Origin of the sequence: Streptomyces sp. NBC_00461, from assembly GCF_036013935.1 — a bacterium.
In the GTDB taxonomy this organism is placed as follows: domain Bacteria; phylum Actinomycetota; class Actinomycetes; order Streptomycetales; family Streptomycetaceae; genus Streptomyces.
The window spans coordinates 9,625,408-9,649,914 of record NZ_CP107902.1 but is presented as its reverse complement, the minus strand read 5'-3'; the positions used below and the strand labels follow the sequence as shown (position 1 = coordinate 9,649,914).

Here is a 24,507-nt window from a genome sequence, read left to right as displayed (position 1 = left end):
CCGCTGTCAGCCCTGCTGGAAAAGCTCCGCCGGGAGTGGCTTCAGCAGGGCGTACAGGTCGTCCGTGATGGGTCGGTCCCAGGCGGCGATGGTCACCAGGACGTTGTCACTGCGGTCGAACTGGACGCAGGAGATCCGGCTCTCGGAGAGCTTGAGGCGGCGCACGATCAGGAGGTTGTCGCCCTGCATGACGGGCATGTCCTCGACGCCGACGACGGTCACCTCCTCCTCGTTCTCCAGCGCGAGCAGCAGCTGGGCCACCTCGAAGGGGATCTCGCCCTCGCCCGTCTCGCGGGCCGGGGAGCCCTCGGGCAGATTGCCGATGACCATCGCGGGGCCTCGGCCACCGAAGAGGTCGTAGCGCAGGAAGACGCCCTGGCAGGTGCCGTCGGGGGCGGGCAGCAGGCCGGCGCCCAGATTGCCGGGCCAGTCGCCCGGGTCCATGGCCAGGACGTCGAAGTCGGGCCCGGCGGGAGTGGCGCTGCGGCGGCGGAGGAACGACATGTCGCCAATGGTAATGGGGCGCGCAGGTCGTTGTGCGAGTGCAGGCCCGTGGAGGGTGGTCGGGCCGACGCGGCGGGGTCGTGAATCGCGGCCCCGCACCCCGGGGCGCCGGACTTCAGGTCGGTTTCAGGGCCGATGTCAGCCCGGTGATCTCCGTGCCCATCTTGCGGTAGACCGCCGAGAGCAGGCGCACGACCGCCGGCTCGTCCGTGTGCAGCTCCTTCGCGATCTCCGCCTCGGTGCGGCCCGCGGCAGCCAGGTTCGCCACCGAGCGTTCGCCGCTGGTCAGGGTGTCCGTCTCGGTGCTGTGCAGGCGGCGCGGGCGCAGACCGGCCGCGGCGAGTTCGTCACGGGCCGTTTCGACGAGGCCGTCGGCGCCGCACTGGACGGCCGCGTCGAGGCCGCGGTAGAGGAGTTCGGCGGCGTCCCTGGGGCCGCCGGTGCGGCGCAGTTCGGTGCCCAGGGCGACGAGCGCGCAGGCCAGCTCGTAGGCGGCGGGGGAGCGCTCCAGATGGGTGACGGCCTCCTCCAGGTACTTGATGCGGGCCGAGCCCGAGGAGACCTCGGCGGCTGTTCGCAGGGCCTGGCCGATGGCGGAGGGGGTGCCGAACTGGCGGGCTCGGGCGACCGCTTCGAGGGCGGTGGCGACGGCGCGCTCGGGGGTTTCGTACGCCTCGGCGCGGGCCAGGTGGAGCTGCCAGGGGCACCAGGCGGGGTTCCGGATACCGCGCGGGTCCAGGCGGCGGCCGGCAGCGGCCAGTTCCTCGGCCGCTTCCTTGGTGCGACCGCGGGCGAGCAGGAGTTCGCCGTGCACGGTCTGGGCGTCGGGGAAGACGACGGCGGCCGGGAAGGGCGCGCAGAAGGAGTAGTGGTCGCCGGTCTGCGCGGCCTCCGTGACCCGGCCGCGAGCGAGGAGGACCTCGATGAGGATGCCCACCGCGTACCAGTGGGCCGGAGTGCCGGGGCCGACCCGCTCGGCGAGCCTGAGTCCGGCGCGGACGAAGTCCTCGGCCTCGGTGAGCCGGCCGCGGCGGTAGCGGACGTAACCGAGGAGTGTGTACGCGAAGGAGAGGTGGGCGCCGCGCCAGCCCTGGCGTTCGAAGTCGGCGATGCCCGCTGTGAAGAGTTCCTCGGTGCGGCCGGGGCGGTCGGCGTACATGAAGGCCAGGGCGACCAGGACGGGCACCTCGAAGCCGCGGTCGGGCTCGGCCCAGCCGAGGCCGCCGGCCAGGGCGCGTTCGGCGTGGTGGAGGGCGACGTGGGCGGGTTCGCCGCGCAGGACGGCGTCCCAGGTGCGCAGGCCGATCACGTACCGCTCGGTGAGATCACGGCCGCCCAGCCGGTCGGCGAGCCTGGTGAGGCGGCGGGAACGGGAGGGGTGGTCGGGTTCGTCGGCCCGGAAGGCGTCCCACATGAACTGTTCGGCGAGCATGCGCAGCTTGACCCGGGCGTCGTCGGTGACGCGGATCTCGCGGGCGAGGGTGTCGGAGGCCTCGGCGAGACGGTCGCTGTGGGCGAGGACCTGGGAGAGCCGGTAGACGATGTGGTGGCGCAGGTCGGCCGCGGCGATGGGCTCCTCCAGGGCGGCCCGCAGATGGTTGACGGTGGTGGCGGGTTCGGTGAGCAGGGAGGCCGAGCCCAGTTCGTACAGGACGGCGGCGCGGTCCTCGAAGGGCGGCGGTTCGCGCAGGGCGCGGGCGAGGTAACTGCGGGCGGCGTCGGGGGCGCCGGCCCGGAGGGTCTCCTCGGCCGCGGCGCGCAGTCGCTGGACGACCCAGTTGTCGCCGTCGGGGTGGGTCTCCAGGAGGTGGCGGGCGGCGGCGGAGGCGCCCTGTCCTTCGTTGATCACGCACCAGGCGGCCTGGCCGTGGAGGGCGACACGGATGCCGGGCGGGATGGCCCGGTAGACGGCGGTGGCGATCAGCGGGTGGACGAACTCCAGGGTCTCGGCGCCGGTGAGGATGCGGGCGCCGCGCAGGGCGTCGGCGGCGTCGGCGGCCTCCTCGTGGCCGAGTCCGGCGACGGCGGCGGCGAGCTGCGGATGGATCTCTGTGCCGAGGACGGCGCAGGCCCAGGCGAAGCGGACGGTCGAGGTGCCGAGTCGTTCCAGGCGGACGACGAGCCCGCTGCCCTTGACCGCGGCGGCGAGGTCGCGCAGCAGATGGGCGCCGGACTCGGTGGGGGTGACGCCGCGGTCGCGCACCTTGGCGGTGAGCTCGACCGTCTCGAACGGGTTGCCGGCGGTGACGGCCCAGCACTCGCGGCAGAACGCGTCGTCGGCGTGCGCGCCGACCGCTTCCCGCACGAGGCGTGCGACGGCGACGGCACTGAGCGGTTCCAGGTCGAGGGGGCGTCCGCCCGCGCGCCCCGGCAGTCCCTTGAACGACTCGGCGTGGTCCGGGAGTTCGTCGGGCCGATAGGCCACCACGACCAGCAGCGGGAGTTGTTCGGCGCGGGGTGCGAACGCGGCGAGCCAGCCCAGGGATTCGGGATCGGCCCAGTGGGCGTCGTCGAGCACGAGGACCATCGGGGCGCGCAGCACGGCGAGATGGGTGAGCACCCAGTCGAGGCCGTCGCGCAGCCCCTGCTGGTCGGGCGGGGCACCGTCGGTGGGCGCGCACAGGCCGAGCGCGGGGCCGACGATGTCGTACCAACTGCCCAGCGAGGCACGCAGATCGGTCTCCGCGGCGCCGGCCAGCTGGGGCTGCAGCAGCTGTCGGGCGACGTGGAAGGCGACGCGCTGCTCCTGGTCGCCGCCGCGGGCGGACAGTACGGTGCAGCCCCTGGCGGCGGCGCGCCGGCGTACCTCGGCGAGGAGGGTGGTCTTGCCGATGCCGGCGCGCCCGGCGAAGGAGAGGAGGGCGCCGCGGGGGCGGTCGGAGGGTTCGGCGCCGTCCCTGCGCAGGCCGGTGAGCTCGCCCAACGCCTCGTCCACAGCGGCGAGTTCGTTCTCGCGTTCGAAGATGGTCCTACTGCTCCGCACGATGCGCTGACCCATGGTGTACCCCCTGCCACGGTCGTACGCCCGCGCGGGGAGCGGGCGCGCACCGTGACCTACAGGCACCTCAGCGTACGCCTCGCGAGGGTCGCGCGACCCGTTTCGGCCGTTACCGGCCGGACCTGTTCAGGACGCTCTCGCAGCGCCGTTCGTGTTGCCCGGCGACGCGGCCCGACGCTGATCACCGGCGGCCGGTGTCTGTCGCCCCTCACTCCTCCACCGCGTCGGCGGCACCACCGCCACCGGGGCCGCCGCGTGCAGCAGGACGGCCTGGGTGACCGAGCCCATCATGCGGGCGGGGGCCGGCAGCCGGCGGCGATGGCGGCCCACGCCAATCAGCTCGGCGTCCTTGGAGGCGGCGACCAGCAGGCCGGCCGCGTCACCCGGTTCCTCACCCCCGGAAGACGACCTTCCCCTCCAGGGGACAGCGTCGCTCGGACACCGCCCCGGGAGAGCGCTCAAGGTCGCGTGTCCGGAAAACGGAGGGAACACCCCGGATCGGCCGGTCGGCTCGGCCACCAGCCATCAACCACCGGCCGCCGGGTCAGGCGCAGAGCCCCAGGTCACGTCAGGTCGAACTCCCCTTCCCGCGCCCCCGACACGAACGCGCCCCATTCCGCGGGCGTGAAGATCAGGGACGGGCTCTCCGGGCTACCGCTGTTGCGCATCGCGATGAATCCCTCGACAAAAGCGATCTGCACATCCCCCATGCCACGGCTGCTCGAGTGCCAATCGGCGTTGCTGAGGTCCAGCTCCGGCTTGTCCCAGCCCGCAAGCGGGTGCTGCTGGATGGTGCTCTCGGCCACGTCCGTGCTCCTCCCGACTCGTCGTCCGCGGCCAGCCTAGCGATCGGTTTCTGATGCCGACAGGCCACGTGAGGGGGACCTTTCCGGAGTCTTTTACGAGTCCGGGGGTTCGCTGCCCACGAGCCACATCGAGAAGAACTGCGATCCGCCCCCGTAGGCGTGCCCGAGGACCCGCCTGGCCCCTTCCACCTGGTGTTCTCCGGCCTGTCCGCGCGCCTGGAGCGCCGCCTCCGCGAAACGGATCATGCCGGAGGCGCCGATGGGATTGGTCGACAGAACACCGCCCGACATGTTGACGGGCAGGTCGCCGTCCAGCTCGGTCACCCCGGATTCGGTGAGCTTCCAGCCCTCGCCCTCCTCGGCGAAGCCGAGGTTCTCCAGCCACATCGGCTCGTACCAGGAGAACGGCACGTACATCTCCACCGCGTCGATGTCCCGGCGCGGGTCGGCGATCCCGGCCTGCCGGTACACGTCGGCCGCGCAGTCCTTGCCGGCCTGGGGCGAGACGAAGTCCTTGCCGGCGAAGAGGGTCGGCTCGCTGCGCATGGCGCCGCCCAGCATCCAGGCGGGCGGCCGCGGCGCACGTGCGGCCCCCGCCCGGTCGGTCAGCACCATCGCGCAGGCGCCGTCGGAGGACGGGCAGGTCTCCGAGTAGCGGATCGGGTCCCACAGCATGGGCGAGGCCTGGACCTTCTCCAGGGTGATGTCATGTTCATGGAGGTGGGCGTAGGGGTTCTTCAGGGCGTTGCGCCGGTCCTTGTACGCCACCAGGGAGCCGACCGTGTCGGGCGCGCCGGTGCGCCGCATGTACGCGCGCACGTGCGGGGCGAAGAAGCCGCCCGCCCCGGCGAGCAGGGGCTGCTGGAACGGGATCGGCAGGGACAGGCCCCACATGGCGTTCGACTCGGACTGCTTCTCGAAGGCCAGCGTCAGCACGGTGCCGTGGACGCGGGCCGCGACCAGGTTCGCGGCGACCAGCGCGGTGGAGCCGCCGACCGAACCGGCGGTGTGCACGCGCAGCATCGGCTTGCCCACCGCGCCGAGCGCGTCGGCGAGGTACAGCTCGGGCATCATCACGCCCTCGAAGAAGTCGGGCGCCTTGCCGATGACGACGGCGTCGATGTCGGTCCAGGTCAACTCGGCGTCGTCCAGGGCACGTCGGGCCGCCTCCCGGACGAGTCCCGCGATCGACACGTCCCTCCGCGCCGCCACGTGCTTGGTCTGGCCGATGCCTATGACGGCCACGGGTTCCTTGCTCATCGCGGATCCCCTTCGAGTACGGCGACCAGGTTCTGTTGCAGACAGGGGCCGGAGGTGGCGTGGGCGAGGGCCCGGTCGGACTCGCCGCGGTGGATCGCGGCGGCGGCCTCTCCGATCCGGATGAGCCCGGCGGCCATGATCGGATTGGCGGCGAGCGCGCCGCCGGACGGATTCACCCGTACGTCGTCGCCGAGCCTCAGTGCCTTGCGCAGCACGACCTCCTGCGAGCTGAAGGGTGCGTGCAACTCGGCGGTGTCGACGGGGCGTTCGAAGGCGCCCGCGTTCTCCGCGGCCAGCCGCGCGGAGGGCGAGTCGGTCAGGTCGCGGATACCCAGGCCATGGGCCTCGATACGGTGGTCGATGCCGCGGATCCAGGCGGGCCGCGCCCCCAGTTCGCGCGCCCGCTCCCCCGCCGCGAGGATCACGGCCGCGGCTCCGTCGCCGATGGGCGGGCAGTCGCCGGTACGGAGGGGTCGTACGAGGTAGTCCCCTTGCGGCACCGAACCCCTCAGCTGGGCATGGGAGTTGGCGGTGGCGTCCGCGCGGCTGCGGGCGGCGACGGAGGCGAGCGCGGGTTCGTCGGTGTCACCCGCGTCGATGAGGGCCTGCGCCTGGAGGGCGGCCAGCGCGACGGAGTCGGGCCACAGGGGTGCCACGTAGTACGGGTCGAGCTGGCGGGTCAGGACGTCGCGTACGGAACCGGGCGAGGACTTGCCGTACGCGTAGACGAGGGCGGTGTCCGCCTCCCCGGTGAGGAGCTTGGTCCACGCCTCGTACAGGGCCCACGCGCCGTCCATCTCCACGTGCGACTCGGAGATCGGCGGCCACGCGCCGACGCCGTCGAGGGCGAGGGTGAAGGAGAAGGCGCGGCCGGCCAGGTAGTCGCTGGAGCCGGAGCAGGTGAAGCCGATGTCCGAGGTCTGCAGGCCGGTCTGCGCGAGGACCTCGTGCAGCACCGGCATGAGCATCTCGACCTCGGAGAGCTCCTCGCTGCTGCGCCGGTGGTCGGTCTGGGCGAAGGCGACCAGTGCAACGTCACGCATCACAGCAGCTCCTTGTAGACGTCGTAGTCCGCGTCGGGTTCACCGGTGGGCCGGTAGTGGTCGGGGTAGCGGGCCCCTTCCGTCCACACCGGTTCGACGCGCAGCCCCATGCGCACCTGGTCGTAGGGGATGCCGCCGATACGTCCGTGCAGGGCGAGGCCGGCGCCGTCGAGGGCGATGTGGGCGTAGACGTAGGGGACTTCGATGTCGAGATTCGCCGTGTGCGCAGCCTTGATGTTGACGATGCAGTACGTGGTGACCGTGCCGCGCGGGCCCACCTCGACCTGTTCCGCCGTGGCGACGCCGCAGGTGGGGCACGCACCCCTCGGCGGGACGTACACCTTCTGGCAGGAGGGGCAGCGCTCGCCGACCGTCCGCCGGTCGGACAGGGCGTGGATGTAGGCGGACTGGGCGCGGCCCGGCGAGTAGGTGTAGTCGAGGCGGGCGGCGGCGACGATGCCGGTGACCGGGTTCTCGAACTCGCCCGCGTGCACGGTGACTTCGGCGTCGTCGCCGTCGTACGGCTCGAAGCAGGCGATGTCGGTGATGGCGCCGGAGCGCTCGTCGGCCCAGCGGATCCGGACCCGCATGCCCGTGTGCACGGCGTCGGGGCCGGGGGCGTCGAGTGCGTGCAGCAGGGCGGTGTCGGCGCCGTCCAGACGGACCAGGACCCAGGCGAAGGGGGTGCCGAGCGGCTGGCCGCGGCGGGGTTCGTGGTTCCAGGCCCAGGTGGTGACCGTGCCCGTGGAGGCGACATGGACGAGGTCGCGTATCTCCTCGGCGGTGACGGGGTCGTACTCGACGGGCGGAACGAGGGTACGACCGTCGACGGTCCGCACCCCGAGGACCACTCTCTCCCGCAGCCCGGTCAGAAAGGCACCCTGGACGGGACCGAGGGAGCGGGTGAACGGGAACTCGACGGTGAGGGGCGCTTTGAGGGTTTCGGGCATCGGGGGCTGCCTCCTTGGGAAGACGGCGGTGAAGGGCGCGCACCGACAGGGGCGCGGGGAACTGCGCGATCAGCCTCGTACGAACCGCACCTTGCGAACCGGCCAGGCCGTCGCGGCGCTACGCCCGCCGGTAGACAGGCGGCCGCTTCTCCGCAAAGGCGCGAGCACCTTCCCTCGCGTCAGCGGTGTCGAACACCGGCCACCCCCGTTTGAGTTCGGAGGCAAGACCGTCCGTCTCCGTCATCTCGGCGGTCTCGTACACGGACGCCTTGACGGCCTCCACCGCCAACGGGCCGCAGGCGTTGATCCGTTCGGCGATCTCCAGGGCCTTGGCGAGGGCGGTGCCGTCGGGCACGACATGGCCGACCAGCCCGACGTCGACGGCCTCGCGAGCGGTGTACGCACGGCCGGTGAGGAGCATTTCGAGCGCGTGAGTGCGCGGGATCTGGCGCTGCAGACGGACCGTGGAGCCGCCGATCGGGAACAGGCCACGCCTGACCTCGAACAGCCCGAAGGTGGCCGACTCGCCCGCGACGCGGATGTCGGTGCCCTGGAGGATCTCGGTGCCTCCGGCGACACAGTGCCCCTCGACGGCGGCGATGACCGGTTTGCGGGGGCGATGGTGGCGCAGCATCGCCTTCCAGTGCAGGTCGGGGTCGGCCTTGAGGCGGTCCCGATACTGCTCGCCCTCCATGCCCCTGCCCGCGAGGGCCTTGAGGTCCATCCCCGCGCAGAACGCACCGCCTGCGCCGGTCAGCACGACCGAGCGGACGGCGTCGTCCCGGTCGGCCTCGATCCAGCCGTCGTACAGGCCGACGAGCATGGACAGCGAGAGCGCGTTCTTGGCCTCGGGCCTGTTGAGCGTGAGCACCAGTGTGGCGCCTTCGCGCCGCACGGTGAGGTGTTCGGTCCCACCCATTGCCCATCTCCCCTCTCAAGGAACGAGAACAGGTTGCAGTAGGCGAGGGGGCACTTCAAGGGTTTTCTGACAGACAGTCAGATTTCTTCGCGCGGACCCTTCACACTTGCCGCGCCCTTTGCTCTGATGACCGCGAACCGACGGATGCGCCTTTCTTCGTCATGTCTGCCGGGGTCAGGAGGAGCGGTGGAGTACAACCTTGCCGACCTGTTCGAGTCGGTGGTCGACGTGGTGCCGGAGCGCGAGGCCCTGGTCTACGTCGACCACCCGGGCACGGGCGCGGAACGCCGCCTGACCTACGCGGAGCTGGACGCGGCGGCGAACCGTATCGGCCACCATCTGATCGACGCCGGGATCCGCCCCGGCGAGCACCTCGGGCTGCACCTGTACAACGGGATCGAGTACCTGCAGACGGTGTTCGGCTGCCTCAAGGCTCGGATCGTGCCGGTCAACGTCAACTACCGTTACGTAGAGGACGAGTTGGTGTACCTCTACCGGGACGCCGACCTGGTGGCCCTGGTCTTCGACGCGGAGTTCGACGGCCGGGTGGCGGCCGCCCTGCCGCAGTGCCCGCAGCTGCGGCACCTCGTGCGGGTCGGCGGCGAGGGCCAGGACGGGGGCGGGGGAACCGCCGCCGTACCTTTCGCCCGGGCGGAGGCGGGAGGTTCGCCGGACCGGGGGTTCCCGGCTCGCTCCGGCGACGACCAGTTCATCATCTACACCGGCGGCACCACGGGGATGCCCAAGGGCGTCATGTGGCGCCAGGAGGACCTGTTCTTCTCGGGGCTCGGTGGGGGCGCGCCGACCGGTGAACCGGTGAAGCGGCCGCGGGAGCTTGCCGAGCGGGTCGCCGCGGGCGGCTCGGGGATCACCTTCTTCCCCACTCCCCCGCTGATGCACGGCACCTCGACGCTCACCTCGTTCATCGGCTTCAACTTCGGGCAACGGGTCGTGATCCACCGCAAGTTCGTGCCCGAGGAGGTGCTGCGGACCGTCGAGAAGGAGAAGGTTACCAGCATGTCGCTGGTCGGCGACGCGATGCTGCGGCCGCTGATCGACGCGCTGAGCGGGCCCATGAAGGGCACGGACTGCTCGTCGGTGTTCAGCGTGTCGTCGTCGGGAGCGGTCATGTCGCAGACGGTGCGCCGGCAGTTCCAGGAACTGCTGCCGAACGTGATGCTGCTCAACAACTACGGCTCCTCCGAGTCCGGCTTCAACGGCACGGCGACGGCCGACTCCGGGGCCGGACAGAGCTTCCGCATCCGCGTCAACTCCCGTACCCAGGTGGTCGATCCGGCCACCGGCGCGACCGTCGGCGTGGGCGAGGTGGGACGGGTTGCGCAGTGCGGTCACGTGCCGCTCGGCTACTACAACGACCCGAAGAAAACCGCCGAGACCTTCTTCGAGAAGGACGGCGAACGATGGGTGCTGCTCGGCGACATGGCGACGGTGGACGAGGAGGGTGTGGTCACCGTCCTGGGCCGGGGCTCGCAGTGCATCAACACCGGGGGCGAGAAGGTGTACCCGGAGGAGGTCGAGCAGGCCCTCAAGTCCCATCCTGACGTGTACGACGCCCTGGTCGCCGGAGTGCCGGACGCGAAGTGGGGCAACCACGTGGCGGCGGTCGTACAGATGCGTGAGGGCGCACCACGGCCCTCGTTGGAGGACGTCCAGTCCTACTGCCGTACGCACCTCGCCGGGTACAAGATCCCGCGGCAGCTGGTGGTCACGGAGGCCATACGGCGATCGCCCAGCGGAAAGGCGGACTACCGCTGGGCCCGGGAGGTGGCGGTCGCGGCGGACATCGCACCCGCGCGGGCGCCCGGCGGGACCGGCGGGACCGGCCCGGCGTAGTCTTTGCGCGCGGTTGACCCGGGCTTATTGAACGGAGAGTGAAGCCGGGCCGTACGGAGGTTGGCGGCCCGGCTCTGCATGCCCGGTCCGCCGTGCCATCACCGGGCTTCGCACGGAAGGACCTACGGGTGTCGCACCTCACGCCCCCTCGTCAACTGCCGGACATCGAAGCGGGCGTCGACCCTGATGCGCCTGTGACATCTGATGCTGCCGCGACATCGGGCGATACGGCCGCGGCGAAACCGGCGGTGCCGGAACAGCCACAGAGCGCCGATGAGGCAGCCGCGTCCACGGACGGAGAACCGGGCGAGGACGAGGGCGCCACACCCACGGGCGGACCGCCTGCGGCCGAGTCGACGGACCCATCGGAGCCGGGCGCGAAGCCCGCGGCTGAACTGGATGTCGAGCAAACGACGGCCGCCCTCGACTCCGCCGAGACCACCACCCCCGAAGCCACCCCGCCTTCCCGCCCCGGCTGGTTCGGCTGGCGCCGCGGTTACCCCCGTGCCGCCCGCGCCGTGCGGGTGGGTACGAGTGTCCTGGCCGGAGCCCTGGTGCTCGCCGTGCTTCTCGTGCCCAACCGCCTCGACCGGATCAATGTCCAGTCCTTCCTCCGCCTCCCCGTCGAGGCGATCTTCCTGGCGGCACTTCTGCTCGTGCTGCCGTCGAAGGCACGGCGGATCTCGGCCGGGGCGCTGGGGGTGTTCCTCGGGCTGACCACCGTCCTGAAGTGCCTCGACATGGGTTTCCGCCAGACCCTGGCCCGCCCGTTCGACCTGGTCTTCGACTGGGTTCTGCTGAGCGACGGGGCGGACTGGGTGAAGGACTCGTTCGGGCGCTCGGGCGAGGTGCTCGCGATCGTCGGGGTGATCGTCCTGCTCATCCTCGTGCTCGTGCTCAGCGCGCTCGCCGTGGTGCGGCTGGCGAACGTGATGGCCCGGCACCGCCCCGTGGCCGTACGCACCACGCTGGTCCTCGGCGTCGCGTGGATCATCTGCTTCACCGTGGGGGCGCAGTTCGGCGGTGTCACCCTCGCCACCAAGGGCTATGCCCAGTACCTCGCCAACCGTGTGCAGTACGTCCGCGACGGCCTCGGTGACGCCGATGTCTTCAAGAAGCAGTTGGCCGTCGACGCCTTCGCCAAGACCCCGCCCGACCAGCTGCTGACCGGGCTGCACGGCAAGGACGTGATGTTCACGTTCATCGAGAGCTACGGCCGGGTGGCCATCGACGATCCGGCGATGGCACCGGAGATCGACGCGACGCTCCAGGAGGGCAACGCCAGACTCAAGTCGGCCGGCTTCGCGGCGCGCAGCGGCTGGCTCAGGTCACCCGTGACGGGCGCAGGCAGCTGGCTCGCCCACTCGACGTTCCTGTCCGGTCTGTGGATCAAGAACCAGCAGCGGTACCGGACGGTGACCACCAGCGACCGCGCCACCCTCACCAGCTACTTCAAGAAGACCGGCGACTGGCGCACGGTCGGCATCGTCCCGGGCGTGCGCAAGGCCTGGCCCGAGGGCAAGTACTTCGGCCTCGACCACATCTACGACTCCACGCACCTCGGCTACCAGGGTCCGTACTTCAGCTGGACGCCGGTGCCGGACCAGTTCAGCCTGGAGGCCTTCCAGAAGCTGGAGCACGGCAAGAAGAACCGCGACCCGATCATGGCGGAGATCATCCTGGCCTCCAGCCACAACCCCTGGTCCCCCATCGCCCACACGATCGACTGGAAGGACCTCGGGGACGGCAAGGTCTTCTACAAGATCAAGAAGGAGGGCACGAACCCCACGGAGGTCTGGAAGAGCGCGAAGCGCGTACGGACCGAGTACCGCAAGGCCATCCAGTACTCCCTGGACAGCCTGACCCAGTGGATGCAGCGCTACGGCGACGACAACACCGTCCTCGTCTTCCTCGGCGACCACCAGCCCGTCCCGACGGTCACCGGCGGCACCGCGAACCGGGACGTGCCGGTCACGATCGTCGCCCGCGACCCGAAGGTGCTGGACAGGGTCTCCAACTGGGGCTGGACGGAGGGTCTCAAGCCCGCCAAGAACGGACCCGAGTGGAGCATGGACAAGTTCCGCGACCGGTTCATGACGGCGTTCGGACCGCACTCCGGGTGAGGTGACGGGCACCGGGCGGAGGCTCGCCCGCCCCTTCAGCTCGCCCGCCCGATCGGCAGGTCGCCTCAGGCCCGGTCCAGGAACGTGGCGACGCATCCTGTGAACCACTCGGGGTCGTCCAGCCACGGGTAGTGCCCGGCGCCCGGCTGCACCGCGCACTCGGCGTCCGCGAAGACCTCAGCGGCGGCCCGCACCAGCCCTGGACACGGGCCGCCGTCGAGTTCGCCGGCGAGGAGCAGGACGGGTGCGGTGAGACGGGCCAGGGCAGCTCGGGTCTCCGGCGGGTCGTAGGCGCCGTCGGAGCCGTAGACATCGGCGGCGTCGTCGTTGGTCTCGTCGTCGGCGCGCGCGTCGTGCCCGGCTGCCGTGGTGTCCCAGCGGCCGTAGAAGAAGGGCGCGAACGCCGGGTCGAAGTCGGCCTTCCCCGCGAGCCACTCCTCGAACGCCGGGAAGGCGTCCGCGAACCAGGGCTCGCCGCTCCGCAGCCATGCCGCCGCGAGCCGGCCCTCCGGGGTGGCCGGCATCCCCAGCGCCCAGGGGATGGCGGTGACCAGGACCAGCCGCGCCACCCGCTGGGGGTACCTCGCCGCATAGAGCATGGCCAGGCTGCCACCCGCCGAGTGCGCCAGCAGGTCGATGCACTCCGCTCCCAGGTGGGTCCGCAGCGCCTCCACGTCGTCCACGAGCCGGTCGCAGCGGTACGTCGCCGGGTCGGCCGGCGTCGCGGAGTCCCCCGTGCCGCGCAGGTCGAGCAGGACCAGCCGCCGGTGCGCGGTCAGTCCGCCCAGGTCGCCGAGGTAGGCGGAGGCGCGCATCGGCCCGCCGGGCAGGACGACGAGCGGGGCGCCCTCGCCCCTGAGGTGGTAGGCCAGCTCGGCCCCGTCGGGTGCGGTGAAGATCGGCATGGGTAGATCCTGGTGTCCGCAGGCCCGTGCCACAACGGAGTTCTCCCGCGCGGCACCGCACCGAGAAAATGCCGGTCACCCTCTTGCCTGACCCGACCCGGCCTGAATTACTGATCCCGACGAGCACGACCGAATGATCGGTCGCCCGCAATGATGTGGTTGGCGACCGCAATAATGTGGTTGCCGAGCCGTGGTGATGTGGTTGGCGAGGGAGACGTCCCCATGACGGATGCGACGGAACTGCTGGATGCCGGGGAGCGGCTCGACGCCGGTGCTCTGCGGGAGCTGCAGCTGGAGCGGCTGCGCGCCTCGCTGCGGCACGTGTACGAGCATGTGCCCTTCTACCGGGAGTCCTTCGACAAGGCCGGCGTCCACCCGGACGACTGCCGGTCACTTGCCGACCTGGCCCGTTTCCCGTTCACCACGAAGGCGGACCTGCGCGAGAACTACCCGTACGGAATGTTCGCCGTTCCGCAGGACCGCATCCGCCGGATCCACGCCTCCAGCGGCACCACCGGACGTCCCACGGTCGTCGGCTACACCGACAACGACCTCTCCCTGTGGGCCGACATGGTGGCCCGCTCGATCCGGGCGGCGGGCGGCCGGCCCGGCGACAAGGTGCATGTGGCGTACGGATACGGCCTGTTCACCGGCGGCCTCGGCGCGCACTACGGCGCCGAACGGCTCGGCTGTACGGTCATCCCCGCGTCCGGCGGTATGACGGCCCGTCAAGTCCAGCTGATCCAGGACCTGGAACCGCAGATCATCATGGTGACGCCGTCGTACATGCTCACGCTGTTGGACGAGTTCGAACGCCAGGGTGTCGATCCGCGCGGCACCTCGCTGCGCGTGGGCGTCTTCGGTGCCGAGCCGTGGACCGAGCAGATGCGGCGGGAGATCGAGGAGCGGTTCGCGATCGACGCGGTCGACATATACGGGCTGTCCGAGGTGATCGGTCCGGGCGTGGCCCAGGAATGCGTGGAGACGAAGGACGGGCTGCACATCTGGGAGGACCACTTCTATCCGGAGGTGGTCGATCCGATCACCGGCGAGGTGCTGCCGGACGGTGTGGAAGGCGAGTTGGTCTTCACCTCGCTGACCAAGGAGGCGATGCCCGTCGTCCGGTACCGGACCCGGGACCTGACGCGGCTGCTGCCCGGCACGGCACGTGTCTTCAGGCGGATGGAGAAGGTCACCGGGCGCAGCGACGACATGGTGATCCTGCGCGGGGTGAACCTCTTTCCCACGCAGATCGAGGAGATCGTGCTGCGGACACCGGGCGTGGCGCCCCACTTCCAGCTCCGCCTCACCCGCGAGGGCCGGCTGGACGCCCTCACGGTCCGCGCGGAGGCCCGGCCGGACGCCGGCCGGGAGGTCCGGGAGGCCGCCGCGCAGACGATCGCGGCGGCGGTGAAGGACGGCATCGGCGTCTCCGTCACGGTGGAGATCGTCGAACCGGAGTCACTGGAGCGGTCGGTGGGCAAGATCCGCAGGATCCTGGACCTGCGCTCGCACTAGCCTGCGAACCGGTCCCGCAGTTCCCTCTTGAGGATCTTCCCGCTCGCGTTGCGCGGCAGCTCGTCCACGAACTCCACCCGCTTGGGTGCCTTGAAGTGGGCGAGCTTCTCGCGGGCGTGGGCGATGAGCTGGTCCTCGGTCACCTCGCCGCGCGGGACGACGACCGCGGTGACCGCCTCGATCCAGCGTTCGTCGGGCAGGCCGATCACGGCGACCTCGGCGACGGAGTCATGGGTGTAGAGGGCGTCCTCGACCTGGCGTGAAGCGACCAGTACGCCACCGGAGTTGATGACGTCCTTCACGCGGTCGACGATCGTGTAGTAGCCGTGGGCGTCCCGGACCGCGAGGTCACCGGAGTGGAACCAGCCGTCGCGGAAGGCGGCGGCCGTCTCCTCGGGCTTGTCCCAGTAGCCCTCGCACAACTGCGGAGAGCGGTAGACGACTTCACCGGGCGTTCCGTCGGGAACGTCCTTGCCGTCCTCGTCGACCACGCGCGCGTCGACGAAGAGGACGGGGCGGCCGCAGGAGTCCATACGGCCCTTGTGTTCGCCGGGTGCCAGAACGGTGGCCAGGGGGCCGATCTCGCTCTGGCCGAAACAGTTGTAGAAGCCGAGCTTCGGCAGCCGTTCGCGCAGCCGCTCCAGGACCGGCACCGGCATGGTCGAGGCGCCGTAGTACGCCTTGCGCAGTCCGCCGAGGTCGCGCGTGGTGAAGTCGGGGCGGTTGGACAGCCCGATCCACACCGTGGGCGGGGCGAACAGGCTGTCCACGCGGCCTGATTCGACGAGGTCGAAGAGCCGGTCGCCGTCCGGGGCGTCCAGGATGATGTTCGTGGCGCCGACCGCGAGGTACGGAAGCAGGAACACATGCATCTGCGCCGAGTGGTAGAGCGGCAGTGAGTGCACGGGGCGGTCGCCGGCGCTGAGGTCGAGGGCGGTGATCGCGCTCAGGTACTCGTGGACCAGGGCACGGTGCGTCATCATCGCACCCTTGGGCAGGGCCGTGGTGCCGGACGTGTACAGCAGCTGCACCAGGTCCTCGGTGCGCGGCTCGGGCCCGTCGTACCCCGGAGCCGCGGCCAGGCGGGCCAGCAGTGAGTCGTCGGCGTCGCGCAGGGGCAGCGTACGGACGTCGTCGGCGAGTCGGCCGGCCAGGTCGGGGTCGGTCAGGACCAGGGAGCTGCCCGACTGGCCGACGATGTAGGCGAGGTCGTCGCCCGTCAGGTTCTGGTTGACCGGGACGTGGACGAGGCCGGCGCGGGCGCAGGCGAGGAAGCCGATCAGATAGGCGTCCGAGTTGTGGCCGTAGGAGCCGACCCGGTCGCCGGGGGCGAGATCCTGGGCGAGCAGTACGCTCGCCGCCCGGGAGACCGCCTCGTCGAGTTCCTCGTACGTCCAGGAGCGGTCGCGGTACTCCACCGCGACGCGCGCGGGGGTGCGCCGGGCGCTGCGCCGCAGCACCCCGTCAACCGTGCTGCCCTGTCCCTGCGTCATGACTGATGATCCTCGGCCCGTCGTCGGGTCAGGTCAAGCAGGTGGCACGGTGGCACGGCCGAAGCCACACCGGTCGCAGGGAGGGACGGGTCATGACCAGCACACGAGTCCGCAGGCACGCCGAGCCGGTGCTCGACGGGGCGGTGGCCGACCTCGGCGGCTGCGACCACGCCGACGCGGTGGCCGTGGATCTGCCCGCCGGCACCGACGCGGCCGAGTTCACGAGGCTGGTGTTCACCGGCACTCCGGAGTGGGTGCACCAGCTCCTCACCCTGCGCGACAAGGCCATGGCACCCTTCGGCCTGCAGACGCAGCAGCGCGTGCCCGCGGCGGACATCCGGGTGGAACCCGGCCTCAGGATGGGGCCGTTCCGCCTGCTGAAGGTGACCGCGGAAGAAGTGCTGTGCGGGGACGACGACAAGCACCTGGACTTCCGCACCTCGTTCGCGGTCCGTCCGGTCTCCGCAGGCGCCGGGCTGGAGGGCGTCTGTACGACGGCGGTGCGCTTCCACCGGCCCGCCGGCCGCCTGTACTTCAGGGCCATCCAGCCCTTCCACCATCTGATCGTTCCCCATGTCGTCGGCAGGGCCGTGCGCACGTGAGGAAGGGCTGTCGGGTCACACGGGGCGCGTGCGGCCCTCCCAGTACGGGTCGCGCAGCCGCCGCTTGTACAGCTTGCCGTTGGGGTCGCGGGGCATCTCGGCGATGAAGTCGACGCTCCTGGGCCGTTTGTATCCGGCGAGCTGCCCGGCACAGTGGTCGAGGATCGCGGCGGCGAGGGCCGGGCCGGGCTCCTGGCCGGGGGCCGCCTCGACGACGGCCTTGACCTCCTCACCCCAGTCGTCGTGCGGTATGCCGAAGACGGCGGCGTCGGCGACGGCGGGGTGGGCGAGGAGAGCGGACTCGATCTCGGCGGGATAGATATTGACCCCGCCCGAGATGATCATGTCGATCTTGCGGTCGCGGAGGAACAGATAGCCGTCCTCGTCGAGGCAGCCGAGGTCGCCGACGGTGAAGAAGTCACCGATGCGGTTCTTCTTCGTCTTGGCCTCGTCCTTGTGGTAGGCGAAGCCGCCGGTGTTCATCTTCATGTAGACGGTGCCCAGTTCACCGGGCGGCAGCCGGTTGCCGTCGTCGTCGAAGACCGCGAGTTCGCTGATGGGCCAGGCCTTGCCGACGGTGCCGGGTTTCTTCAGCCAGTCCTCCGCGGTGGCGAAGGCCCCTCCGCCCTCACTGGCCGCGTAGTACTCCTCCACCGAGTTGCCCCACCAGTCGATCATCGCCCGCTTCACGTGGTCGGGGCAGGGCGCGGCGCCGTGGATGGCGTGCCGCATGGACGAGACGTCGTACGAGCGCCGCACCGGTTCCGGCAGGGCGAGCAACCGGTGGAACTGGGTCGGGACCATGTGGGTGTGCGTGCACGCGTGGGCGTCGATGAGCCGGAGCATCTCCTCGGGCGTCCACTTGTCCATCAGGACGAGACGGTGGCCGATGTGCAGGGACGCGCCCGCGAACTGGAGTACGGCGGTGTGGTAGAGCGGCGAGCAGACGAGGTGGACGTTGTCGTCATAGGGCTTGATCCCGAAGATGCCGAGGAAACCGCCGAGATAGGCCTCCTCGGGGGTCTTGCCGGGCAGTGGGCGGCGGATGCCGCGCGGACGCCCGGTGGTGCCCGAGGTGTAGTTCATGACCCAGCCCAGCTCCCGGCCCGAGGGCGCCGACTCCGGTTGTCCGTCGAGGAGTTCGGCGTACGGCCTGAAGCCCTCGACCTCGCCGACCGCGTACCGGTGGGTGGCCGCCAGGCCCGCCTCGTCGGCGGCGTGGCGGGCGGGTGCGGCGAACCGTTCGTGGGAGATGAGCACCTTGGCGCCGGAGTCGGCGACGATCCAGCCGATCTCCGGGCCGACGAAGTGGTGGTTGACGGGGACGAGATAGAACCCGGCCTGGCTGGCGGCCAGGTAGGCGGTGAAGAACTCGATGCCGTTGGGCAGGACGACCGCGAAGGCGTCCCCGCGTTCCAGTCCGGCGGCGCGCAGGCCGTGCACCAGACGGTTCGCGGCGGCGTGCAGGCGGCCGGCGGTCCACTGCTCGCCGTCCGGTGCGACCAGGACCGTGCGGTCCGGATCGGCGGCGGCCTGGACCCAGAATCCGGCGGGGGGCGTACTCGTCACTTGCCGCTCCTTCCGGCGATACGGATCATGCGGTCGATGGCGTTGTCGAAGCCACGGGTGAGGTCGTCGAAGACGGCCTGGACACTGCGTTCGCCGTTCATCCGGCCGACGATCTGGCCGACGGGGGTGCCGAGCAGCGGCTCGACCTCGTACTTCTGGATGCGGGTGAGGGCATCGGCCACGAGCAGTCCCTGCAGGGGCATGGGGAGCGTGCCGGGTCCGGCCTGGTCGTCCCAGGCGTCGGTCCATTCGGTACGGAGCTGACGTGCCGGTTTCCCGGTCAGGGCGCGGGAGCGGACCGTGTCGCCGGAGCCGGCGGCGAGCAGTTTCCGCGTCACCGCGGGCGAGGAGACATCGGCCTCGGTGCAGGTCAGCCACAGGGAGCCGAGCCACGCCCCCTGGGCGCCGAGGGCGAGGGCGGCCGCCACCTGCTGTCCGCTGCCGATGCCGCCGGCGGCCAGCACGGGCAGCGGGTCCACGGCGTCGACGACCTCCGGGGTGAGCACCATGGAGGCGATCTCGCCCGTGTGTCCACCGGCCTCGTAACCCTGGGCGACCACGATATCGATGCCGCCCTCCTTGTGCTTGACGGCGTGCCGGGCGCTGCCCGCGAGCGCGGCGACCAGCACGCCCTGCTCGTGGGCGCGGGCCACCACGTCGGCGGGCGGGGAGCCGAGGGCGTTGGCGAGCAGCCGGATCGGATAGTCGAAGGCGACGTCGAGCTGACTCCGGGCGACCTGCTCCATCCAGCCGGTGATGCGCCAGCCGGACACCTCGCCCTCGGCCAGTTCGGGCACGCCGTACTTGGCGAGGGTGTCCTTGACGAACTGCCGGTGCCCCTCGGGGATCATCGCCTCGACGTCGGCCTCCGAGACGCCCTCCACTTTCTTCGCGGGCATCACGACATCCAGGCCGTACGGCTTCCCCTCGACATGCGCCTCGATCCAGTCCAGGTCGCGTTTGAGGTCGTCGGGGGCTGTGTAGCGGACCGCGCCGAGCACTCCGAAGCCGCCGGCCCGGCTGATGGCCGCGGCGACGGCGGGGAACGGCGTGAAGCCGAAAATGGCGTGCTCGACTCCCAGTTTCTTGCTCAGCTCCGTCTGCATGGGCGCAGAATGCCGCAGTCCTCCGGCCGACGGAAGGCCTTTTCTGATGCTCCGTCAGATTTCTCGCCGTCCGGCAGGCCCGCACGCCTCGTTGACACACCGCACACCTGACAGGAAAGTTTCACTGCGCACGGTGATCCCCGAAAAATACTTTCAGGCAGCGGGAGGTTCGCCCATGACGGACGACGCGGCAAGACGGCGGGGCGGGATGTCCCGACGCCAACTGGCCCGAAGAGCCCTCGCCTTGGGCGGCGCCCTGGCCGTCGCCCCCTTCCCGGCCGGCCCGGCGGCCGTGGCCGCGTCACGCTCCGGGCACCCCACCCTGCGCCACGGTTCCCCGGAACGCGCCGGGCTCCTCCCCGCCCATCTGCGTCAACTGGTCGTCGACGCCGAGGCGTTCCTCGGCCCTTCCCCCAAGCATCCCTGGTACGCGGGTGCCGTGCTGCTGGCCGGCCGCGGCGACACAGTGGCGTTGCACCGGCCCATCGGGATGGCGGTGCGCTATCAGGCATACGACGAGAAGACCGACACCGGCGTCGAGTTCCCGGCCGACCGGCAGATCCCGATGACCGAGGACACGGTCTTCGACCTGGCCTCGGTGTCGAAGCTGTTCACCTCGCTGCTGGCCGTGCAGCAGATGGAGCGGGGCGCTCTGGAGCTGGAGCGGCCGGTCGCCTCGTACGTGCCGGAGTTCGGGGCGGCAGGCAAGCAGGACATCACGATCCGTCAGCTCCTCACCCACACCTCGGGTTTCCGCGACTGGATCCCGCTCTACAAGGCCCCGACGCACGAGACGAAGCTCCAACTCGTCTACGACGAGGCGCCGATCCACCCGCCCGGCACCGCATACCTCTACTCCGACCTGAACCTGATCTCACTCCAACTGGTCCTGGAACGGATCACCGGCCGCACGCTGGACACCCTCCTCCACGACGAGATCACCGACCCGCTCGGCCTCCACCGCACCCGCTACAACCCGCCCGCCGCCTGGAAACCGAGGATCGCGGCCACGGAGGACGAGCGCCCGCCGTGGTCGGGCCTGAACCGGGGGCTCGTGTGGGGTGAGGTGCACGACGAGAACGCCTACAGCCTCGGCGGGGTCGCCGGACACGCCGGGGTGTTCTCCTGCGCCTGGGACCTGGCCGTGCTCGCCCGGACGCTGCTCAACGGCGGCTCCTACGGCAAGGCCCGCATCCTGCGGCCGGAGTCGGTGGAGCTGTTGTTCACCGACTTCAACACCGCCTTCCCCGGGGACGAGCACGGCCTCGGCTTCGAGCTCTACCAGCACTGGTACATGGGCGCCATGGCCACCCCCCGCACCGCCGGACACACCGGCTTCACCGGCACCTCGCTGGTCCTGGACCCGACGACCGACTCCTTCCTCGTCGTGCTCGGCAACTCGGTCCACCCGGTGCGCAGTTGGCGCTCCGGCTCAGCTCCTCGGGTCGCCGCGGGGAACCACCTGGCACGCGCCGTTGCGGTGCGCCCGGCACACGGCCGTACGGCATGGTTCTCCGGCATGGCGAGTGCCACGAGCGCCACGCTCACGCTGCCCGCGCTCGACACGACGGACGGTGCGGCGCGGCTGAACTCGGCCCTGTGGTGGGACATCGAACCCGGATCGGACGTCCTGGTGCTGGAGGCCACGACGGACGGAGGCACGAGCTGGCAGCCGCTGCCGTTCACGACCGCGGAACACGGCGAAGAACCGCAGAAGCATCCCTCGGGCTCGGTCACCGGCTGGTCGGGGCGCGTCTGGCACCGAGTGACGGCCGCCCTCCCGGCACACGCCCGGCTGGCCCTGCGCTGGCGGTACACGACCGACAAGCTGTACGTGGGCCGCGGCGCGTACGTCGACGGCCTCCGCGTCGAGGCGGCACACGGTGTCCTCTTCGACGAGTCACGCACGGCGGACGCGGCGCGGCTCGTGGCGACGGGGTGGGCCGAGTCGGCCGATTAGGGCCTGTCCGGCGAATCAGGCCGGCCGGAAGGGACTGCGCGTTGTTGCCGACCCGCCTTCAAGGCAGTGCGGGAGTGCGTGCCAGGGCCCGCGACGCCGGCATGATCCGCCGGACAGGCCCTGGGCGCGCTCCGCTGCGATCCGGCACCGTCCCGCTACCGTGAGTAGCGATCAGTGTGCGGAGGATGGGAGACGCTGGATGGCCAGAAGGCTGACGACCCTGCTCGCGGCGGGCGTGGCGGTGATGTGCGCGACCGGCCTGACGGCCGCGCCCTCGGACTCGGACCTGGAGGTGGTCCGGCTCGACCCGACCACCGCGCCGCCCGGTGGCAGCACCGTGGTGCACGCCTTCGTGGCCAACGGCGGGCCGGATCAGACCGCCTCGCCGGTCACGGTGGTCGTGCGGCTGCCCTCCGGCTTCACGGCGGAGGGGCCCTACTTCCCCGAGGACTGCCGCCCCGAGGCCCGTGGCCGCCTGGTGCGTTGCACCTTCGGGGCCGGGCTGGCGCGGTTCCGGACGGCCACCGCGCTGGTTCCGGTCCGGGTGGACGCGGATGTGCCCTTCGGCACGGAGGCCGAAGGGCACGTCCAGGTGATCAGCGTCGACGACCGCGATCCGCGCAACAACCGAACACCGTTCACCCTGTCCGTCGACGGCTGACCGGTCGGCTACGGAACGGTCGGCTGCTGATCAGCGGTACACCTTCACGTAGTCGGCCTGCATGGTGATCGGCGTCGAGCCGCTGGGCGCGGGGTGGTACTCGCCGGCGCTGAGCGACAGGTTGAGGATCAGGTACGCCGAGAAGTCGTTGCCCACGCCGTGGCCGTCGGAGTAGACCTTCTTGCCGTTGACATACCAGTCCACGGAGTCGGCTCCGTAGCGCGTGCCTATGGTGACCCACTGGCCGGGCGCTATCGCGCCGGAGTCGGTGTAGTAGTCGGAGCCGGAGGTGACGTGGTTGGTCAGCTCCAGCAGGTCCGGGTTGTCCGGATGGTACTCAAAGGAGTCGATCTCGCCGTTGCCGTCCTTCCAGGTCCACAGGGCCGGCCAGGCGCCGGAGCGGGAGGGCAGCTTGACCCGGGTCTCGGCGTAGTCGCCGGTCTTCACCTGGAAGCCCTCACTGGAGCCCTCGGTGGTGAGCAGGCCGGTCGTCCACGCCTTCTTGCCGTTCTCCAAGGTGTGCGAGGAGGGCTTGGCGGTGAAGGTCGCGATGCCGTCCGAGGTGGTGACGGCGCTCGGGTCCAGCCAGTCGAGCTTGTTGTCGTCCGGGTTGTGGTCGCCGTAGGCGTAGGACGTGGTCTTGTCGCCGACCCACTTCGAGTTCCAGGCGATACCGCCGGAGAAGTCGTCCGACCAGACCACCGACCGGCCGGCCGTCGGCGAGTCACCACTGTCGGACGACGGCGGGGGCGTCGACGACAGCGGGGTCGTCGTGGCGGGCGGGGTCTTCGTGGCGGGGGCCTTGCTCACCGTCAGCTTGTGCGACGGCAGGTCGTGCCAGGCCCCGCCCGATGCCTGCCAGAAGCCGAAGATCGTGTACGTGCCGGCCGGCAGCGTGCGCGCGGCGCTGGTGAAGTGCGCGCCGCTCGGGCAGATCCGGACGTTCGAGGCGTTGCCCGGGAAGTCCAGGTTGTTGCCGGACGCGTCACGGACGCCGACACCAAGGGTCTTGGCCGTGAAGCAGCTGGACGAGTGCACGGTCAGCTTGGCCGAGCCGGCGACGCCCGCGGTCATGGTGGTCGGGGTGAGCTTGTCCTGCGTGACGGAGGTGGCCGCGAAAGCCTGAGTGGCGAACGGCACGACCAGCAGTGCGGCGGCTGTGCCGACGACGCCCAAACGGGCAGGGGAGATGGCATGGCGCATGGTGGGGGCTTCCTCAACGGCGGCTGCGAGGGAGCCTCTTGTGCGGAGCACGGCCCCGTCCCGCAGGACTCGGCGTTCCGGCGGCTGGGGCCTACCGGGACGGACACCCGAAGGCTAGGCAGATGGGCCGTTCGTGTACAACGAGATCTCACTCACACTGAGTGATCAAAATGGAGTCACTCGTTCCGCCCGTGCCGCAGGCGGGAGTGGGGTGAGATGGGTGGGGTGGGGTGAGATGGGTGGGGTGGGCCGACGCTAATCCGTTCTCGCCGTGAACACGGGCTGGTAGAAGCCGCTGGTGTCCGGCATGTGCCAGGTCGGGTCGGTGAAACCGGCGGCGCTCGCGGCATCCGTCACCGTGCGCCGGGGCAGCGCCCAGGAGGTGGCTCGGCGGACGCGCACCTCCCACCCCTCTCCGTCGGGCACGAGCTGGAAGTACTCCTGGTCGTAGCGTTCGCCGTCGTCGTGCCAGTGCCACAGCTGGAAGGTGATCGACCGGCCGTCGGAGCCGTGCGACACCTGGGGAGAGGACGTCGCGGGGCGGGTCCGGCGGATGTCGTCGTAGTCGCGGAGCGTGAGCAGGAGCAGCCCGCCGTCTCTCAGTACCCGCCGCATGCCGCGCAGAGCCGCCGCCAGGTCCTGCGCGGACAGCAGGTGCGCGAGGGAGTTGTCGGCGCATACGACGGCGTCGAAGGTGTCCGGCCCGAACGGAAGTTGGCGCATGTCCGCCGCCGCCGCCGCCGTCGCGAGTACGACGCCGCGGTCCGCGGATTCGGCGGCGGCGCGGGTGGCGGCCACGGGGCTCAAGTCGCTGCCGACGACCCGGTGTCCGGCGCGCGCGAGGCCGATCGCCTGGGTGCCGATGCCGCAGGCGCAGTCCAGCAACCTGTGCGGCCCGGGGCCCAGTTCCCGGCGGACGAGACCGTCGAGTACCGCGGCCTGGCGGGCGATGCTCGCGTCCCAGTCCGGGAAGACGCGGTGGTAGTCGGCGGCGAGTGAGTCGTAGAAGTCCCGTGCGGAGGACGCGCTCACG

Annotated in this window: 19 protein-coding genes and 1 pseudogene; 6 read left to right on the top strand and 14 right to left on the bottom strand. The window is 71.0% G+C overall.

What is annotated here, in order from left to right; genetic code table 11:
* Positions 1 to 6 precede the first annotated feature (6 nt).
* The 8 genes and pseudogenes from OG870_RS44625 to OG870_RS44590 form a co-directional block, all read right to left on the bottom strand.
* Positions 7 to 504 (bottom strand): hypothetical protein, encoded by a 498-nt coding sequence (locus OG870_RS44625; protein ID WP_266531438.1) that lies wholly within the window; start codon positions 502 to 504, stop codon positions 7 to 9.
* A gap of 115 nt (positions 505 to 619) precedes the next feature.
* Positions 620 to 3,502 carry an ATP-binding protein gene (locus OG870_RS44620; RefSeq protein ID WP_266587648.1) on the bottom strand — a complete coding sequence of 961 codons (2,883 nt, stop codon included), beginning with the start codon at positions 3,500 to 3,502 and terminating at the stop codon, positions 620 to 622.
* A 225-nt stretch (positions 3,503 to 3,727) separates the two neighbouring features.
* Positions 3,728 to 3,889, bottom strand: a pseudogene (locus OG870_RS48360) (universal stress protein); the annotation flags it as partial.
* A 176-nt stretch (positions 3,890 to 4,065) separates the two neighbouring features.
* The gene (locus OG870_RS44610) at positions 4,066 to 4,308 is read right to left on the bottom strand and encodes a DUF397 domain-containing protein (protein WP_266531442.1); all 243 of its coding nucleotides are present in this window, start codon (positions 4,306 to 4,308) and stop codon (positions 4,066 to 4,068) included.
* 93 nt (positions 4,309 to 4,401) lie between these two features.
* Positions 4,402 to 5,568 (bottom strand): thiolase domain-containing protein, encoded by a 1,167-nt coding sequence (locus OG870_RS44605; RefSeq protein WP_266531444.1) that lies wholly within the window; start codon positions 5,566 to 5,568, stop codon positions 4,402 to 4,404.
* Positions 5,565 to 6,611 (bottom strand): thiolase domain-containing protein, encoded by a 1,047-nt coding sequence (locus OG870_RS44600; RefSeq protein WP_266531446.1) that lies wholly within the window; start codon positions 6,609 to 6,611, stop codon positions 5,565 to 5,567. The genes OG870_RS44605 and OG870_RS44600 overlap by 4 nt, the downstream gene beginning before the upstream one ends.
* The gene (locus tag OG870_RS44595; RefSeq protein ID WP_266587645.1) at positions 6,611 to 7,561 is read right to left on the bottom strand and encodes a Zn-ribbon domain-containing OB-fold protein; all 951 of its coding nucleotides are present in this window, start codon (positions 7,559 to 7,561) and stop codon (positions 6,611 to 6,613) included. The genes OG870_RS44600 and OG870_RS44595 overlap by 1 nt, the downstream gene beginning before the upstream one ends.
* Positions 7,562 to 7,679: 118 nt before the next feature.
* A complete protein-coding gene (locus tag OG870_RS44590; RefSeq protein ID WP_266587643.1) occupies positions 7,680 to 8,480 on the bottom strand; it encodes a crotonase/enoyl-CoA hydratase family protein in 801 nt (266 codons plus the stop codon).
* A gap of 186 nt (positions 8,481 to 8,666) precedes the next feature.
* Between OG870_RS44590 and OG870_RS44585 the strand changes: the two genes are divergently transcribed.
* Positions 8,667 to 10,334, top strand: a complete 1,668-nt coding sequence (locus OG870_RS44585) for an acyl-CoA synthetase (protein WP_327692142.1) — start codon at positions 8,667 to 8,669, stop codon at positions 10,332 to 10,334.
* A gap of 128 nt (positions 10,335 to 10,462) precedes the next feature.
* Positions 10,463 to 12,457 (top strand): sulfatase, encoded by a 1,995-nt coding sequence (locus tag OG870_RS44580; protein WP_405623220.1) that lies wholly within the window; start codon positions 10,463 to 10,465, stop codon positions 12,455 to 12,457.
* Between the two features lie 65 nt (positions 12,458 to 12,522).
* On the opposite strand, the gene OG870_RS44575 is transcribed toward OG870_RS44580, so the two are convergent.
* The gene (locus OG870_RS44575; RefSeq protein ID WP_266587637.1) at positions 12,523 to 13,362 is read right to left on the bottom strand and encodes an alpha/beta fold hydrolase; all 840 of its coding nucleotides are present in this window, start codon (positions 13,360 to 13,362) and stop codon (positions 12,523 to 12,525) included.
* Between the two features lie 222 nt (positions 13,363 to 13,584).
* Between OG870_RS44575 and paaK the strand changes: the two genes are divergently transcribed.
* On the top strand, positions 13,585 to 14,880 hold the full coding sequence (gene paaK, locus OG870_RS44570) for a phenylacetate--CoA ligase PaaK (RefSeq protein WP_266587635.1): 1,296 nt from the start codon (positions 13,585 to 13,587) through the stop codon (positions 14,878 to 14,880).
* Here paaK and OG870_RS44565 read toward each other — a convergent pair.
* Positions 14,877 to 16,373, bottom strand: a complete 1,497-nt coding sequence (locus OG870_RS44565; RefSeq protein WP_266841919.1) for an acyl-CoA synthetase — start codon at positions 16,371 to 16,373, stop codon at positions 14,877 to 14,879. The genes paaK and OG870_RS44565 overlap by 4 nt on opposite strands.
* A gap of 92 nt (positions 16,374 to 16,465) precedes the next feature.
* On the opposite strand from OG870_RS44565, the gene OG870_RS44560 reads away from it, so the two are divergent.
* Positions 16,466 to 16,975: a DUF2867 domain-containing protein gene (locus tag OG870_RS44560; RefSeq protein ID WP_266587631.1), complete on the top strand. Its 510-nt coding sequence runs from the start codon at positions 16,466 to 16,468 to the stop codon at positions 16,973 to 16,975.
* A gap of 15 nt (positions 16,976 to 16,990) precedes the next feature.
* On the opposite strand, the gene OG870_RS44555 is transcribed toward OG870_RS44560, so the two are convergent.
* Both OG870_RS44555 and OG870_RS44550 read right to left on the bottom strand, forming a co-directional pair.
* Positions 16,991 to 18,544 carry an acyl-CoA synthetase gene (locus OG870_RS44555; RefSeq protein WP_266531466.1) on the bottom strand — a complete coding sequence of 518 codons (1,554 nt, stop codon included), beginning with the start codon at positions 18,542 to 18,544 and terminating at the stop codon, positions 16,991 to 16,993.
* On the bottom strand, positions 18,541 to 19,650 hold the full coding sequence (locus OG870_RS44550) for a nitronate monooxygenase (protein WP_266531473.1): 1,110 nt from the start codon (positions 19,648 to 19,650) through the stop codon (positions 18,541 to 18,543). Before OG870_RS44550 ends, OG870_RS44555 begins: the two co-directional genes overlap by 4 nt.
* Before the next feature lie 175 nt (positions 19,651 to 19,825).
* Here OG870_RS44550 and OG870_RS44545 point away from each other — a divergent pair, with 175 nt between their 5' ends.
* Together OG870_RS44545 and OG870_RS44540 are read left to right on the top strand one after the other, a co-directional pair.
* Positions 19,826 to 21,610, top strand: coding sequence for a serine hydrolase (locus OG870_RS44545; protein ID WP_327692141.1), 1,785 nt, complete (start codon positions 19,826 to 19,828; stop codon positions 21,608 to 21,610).
* Between the two features lie 199 nt (positions 21,611 to 21,809).
* The gene (locus OG870_RS44540; RefSeq protein ID WP_327692140.1) at positions 21,810 to 22,271 is read left to right on the top strand and encodes a hypothetical protein; all 462 of its coding nucleotides are present in this window, start codon (positions 21,810 to 21,812) and stop codon (positions 22,269 to 22,271) included.
* Positions 22,272 to 22,301: 30 nt separating this feature from the next.
* Here the strand turns inward: OG870_RS44540 and OG870_RS44535 are convergent, their stop codons facing one another.
* Positions 22,302 to 23,474: a glycoside hydrolase family 16 protein gene (locus tag OG870_RS44535; protein ID WP_327692139.1), complete on the bottom strand. Its 1,173-nt coding sequence runs from the start codon at positions 23,472 to 23,474 to the stop codon at positions 22,302 to 22,304.
* Between the two features lie 255 nt (positions 23,475 to 23,729).
* Entirely contained in the window at positions 23,730 to 24,506 is a 777-nt protein-coding gene (locus OG870_RS44530) for a class I SAM-dependent methyltransferase (protein ID WP_327692138.1), read from the bottom strand.
* Position 24,507 lies beyond the last annotated feature (1 nt).

Excerpts from the sequence above, each read along its gene's own strand:
- OG870_RS44620 (WP_266587648.1), bottom strand. The coding sequence starts at position 3,502 with ATGGGTCAGCGCATCGTGCGGAGCAGTAGGACCATCTTCGAACGCGAG.
- OG870_RS44545 (WP_327692141.1), top strand. The coding sequence starts at position 19,826 with ATGACGGACGACGCGGCAAGACGGCGGGGCGGGATGTCCCGACGCCAA.
- OG870_RS44550 (WP_266531473.1), bottom strand. The coding sequence starts at position 19,650 with ATGCAGACGGAGCTGAGCAAGAAACTGGGAGTCGAGCACGCCATTTTC.
- OG870_RS44540 (WP_327692140.1), top strand. The coding sequence starts at position 21,810 with ATGGCCAGAAGGCTGACGACCCTGCTCGCGGCGGGCGTGGCGGTGATG.
- OG870_RS44605 (WP_266531444.1), bottom strand. The coding sequence starts at position 5,568 with ATGAGCAAGGAACCCGTGGCCGTCATAGGCATCGGCCAGACCAAGCAC.
- OG870_RS44575 (WP_266587637.1), bottom strand. The coding sequence starts at position 13,362 with ATGCCGATCTTCACCGCACCCGACGGGGCCGAGCTGGCCTACCACCTC.
- OG870_RS44595 (WP_266587645.1), bottom strand. The coding sequence starts at position 7,561 with ATGCCCGAAACCCTCAAAGCGCCCCTCACCGTCGAGTTCCCGTTCACC.
- paaK (WP_266587635.1), top strand. The coding sequence starts at position 13,585 with ATGACGGATGCGACGGAACTGCTGGATGCCGGGGAGCGGCTCGACGCC.
- OG870_RS44590 (WP_266587643.1), bottom strand. The coding sequence starts at position 8,480 with ATGGGTGGGACCGAACACCTCACCGTGCGGCGCGAAGGCGCCACACTG.
- OG870_RS44535 (WP_327692139.1), bottom strand. The coding sequence starts at position 23,474 with ATGCGCCATGCCATCTCCCCTGCCCGTTTGGGCGTCGTCGGCACAGCC.
- OG870_RS44565 (WP_266841919.1), bottom strand. The coding sequence starts at position 16,373 with ATGACGCAGGGACAGGGCAGCACGGTTGACGGGGTGCTGCGGCGCAGC.
- OG870_RS44625 (WP_266531438.1), bottom strand. The coding sequence starts at position 504 with ATGTCGTTCCTCCGCCGCCGCAGCGCCACTCCCGCCGGGCCCGACTTC.
- OG870_RS44600 (WP_266531446.1), bottom strand. The coding sequence starts at position 6,611 with ATGCGTGACGTTGCACTGGTCGCCTTCGCCCAGACCGACCACCGGCGC.
- OG870_RS44560 (WP_266587631.1), top strand. The coding sequence starts at position 16,466 with ATGACCAGCACACGAGTCCGCAGGCACGCCGAGCCGGTGCTCGACGGG.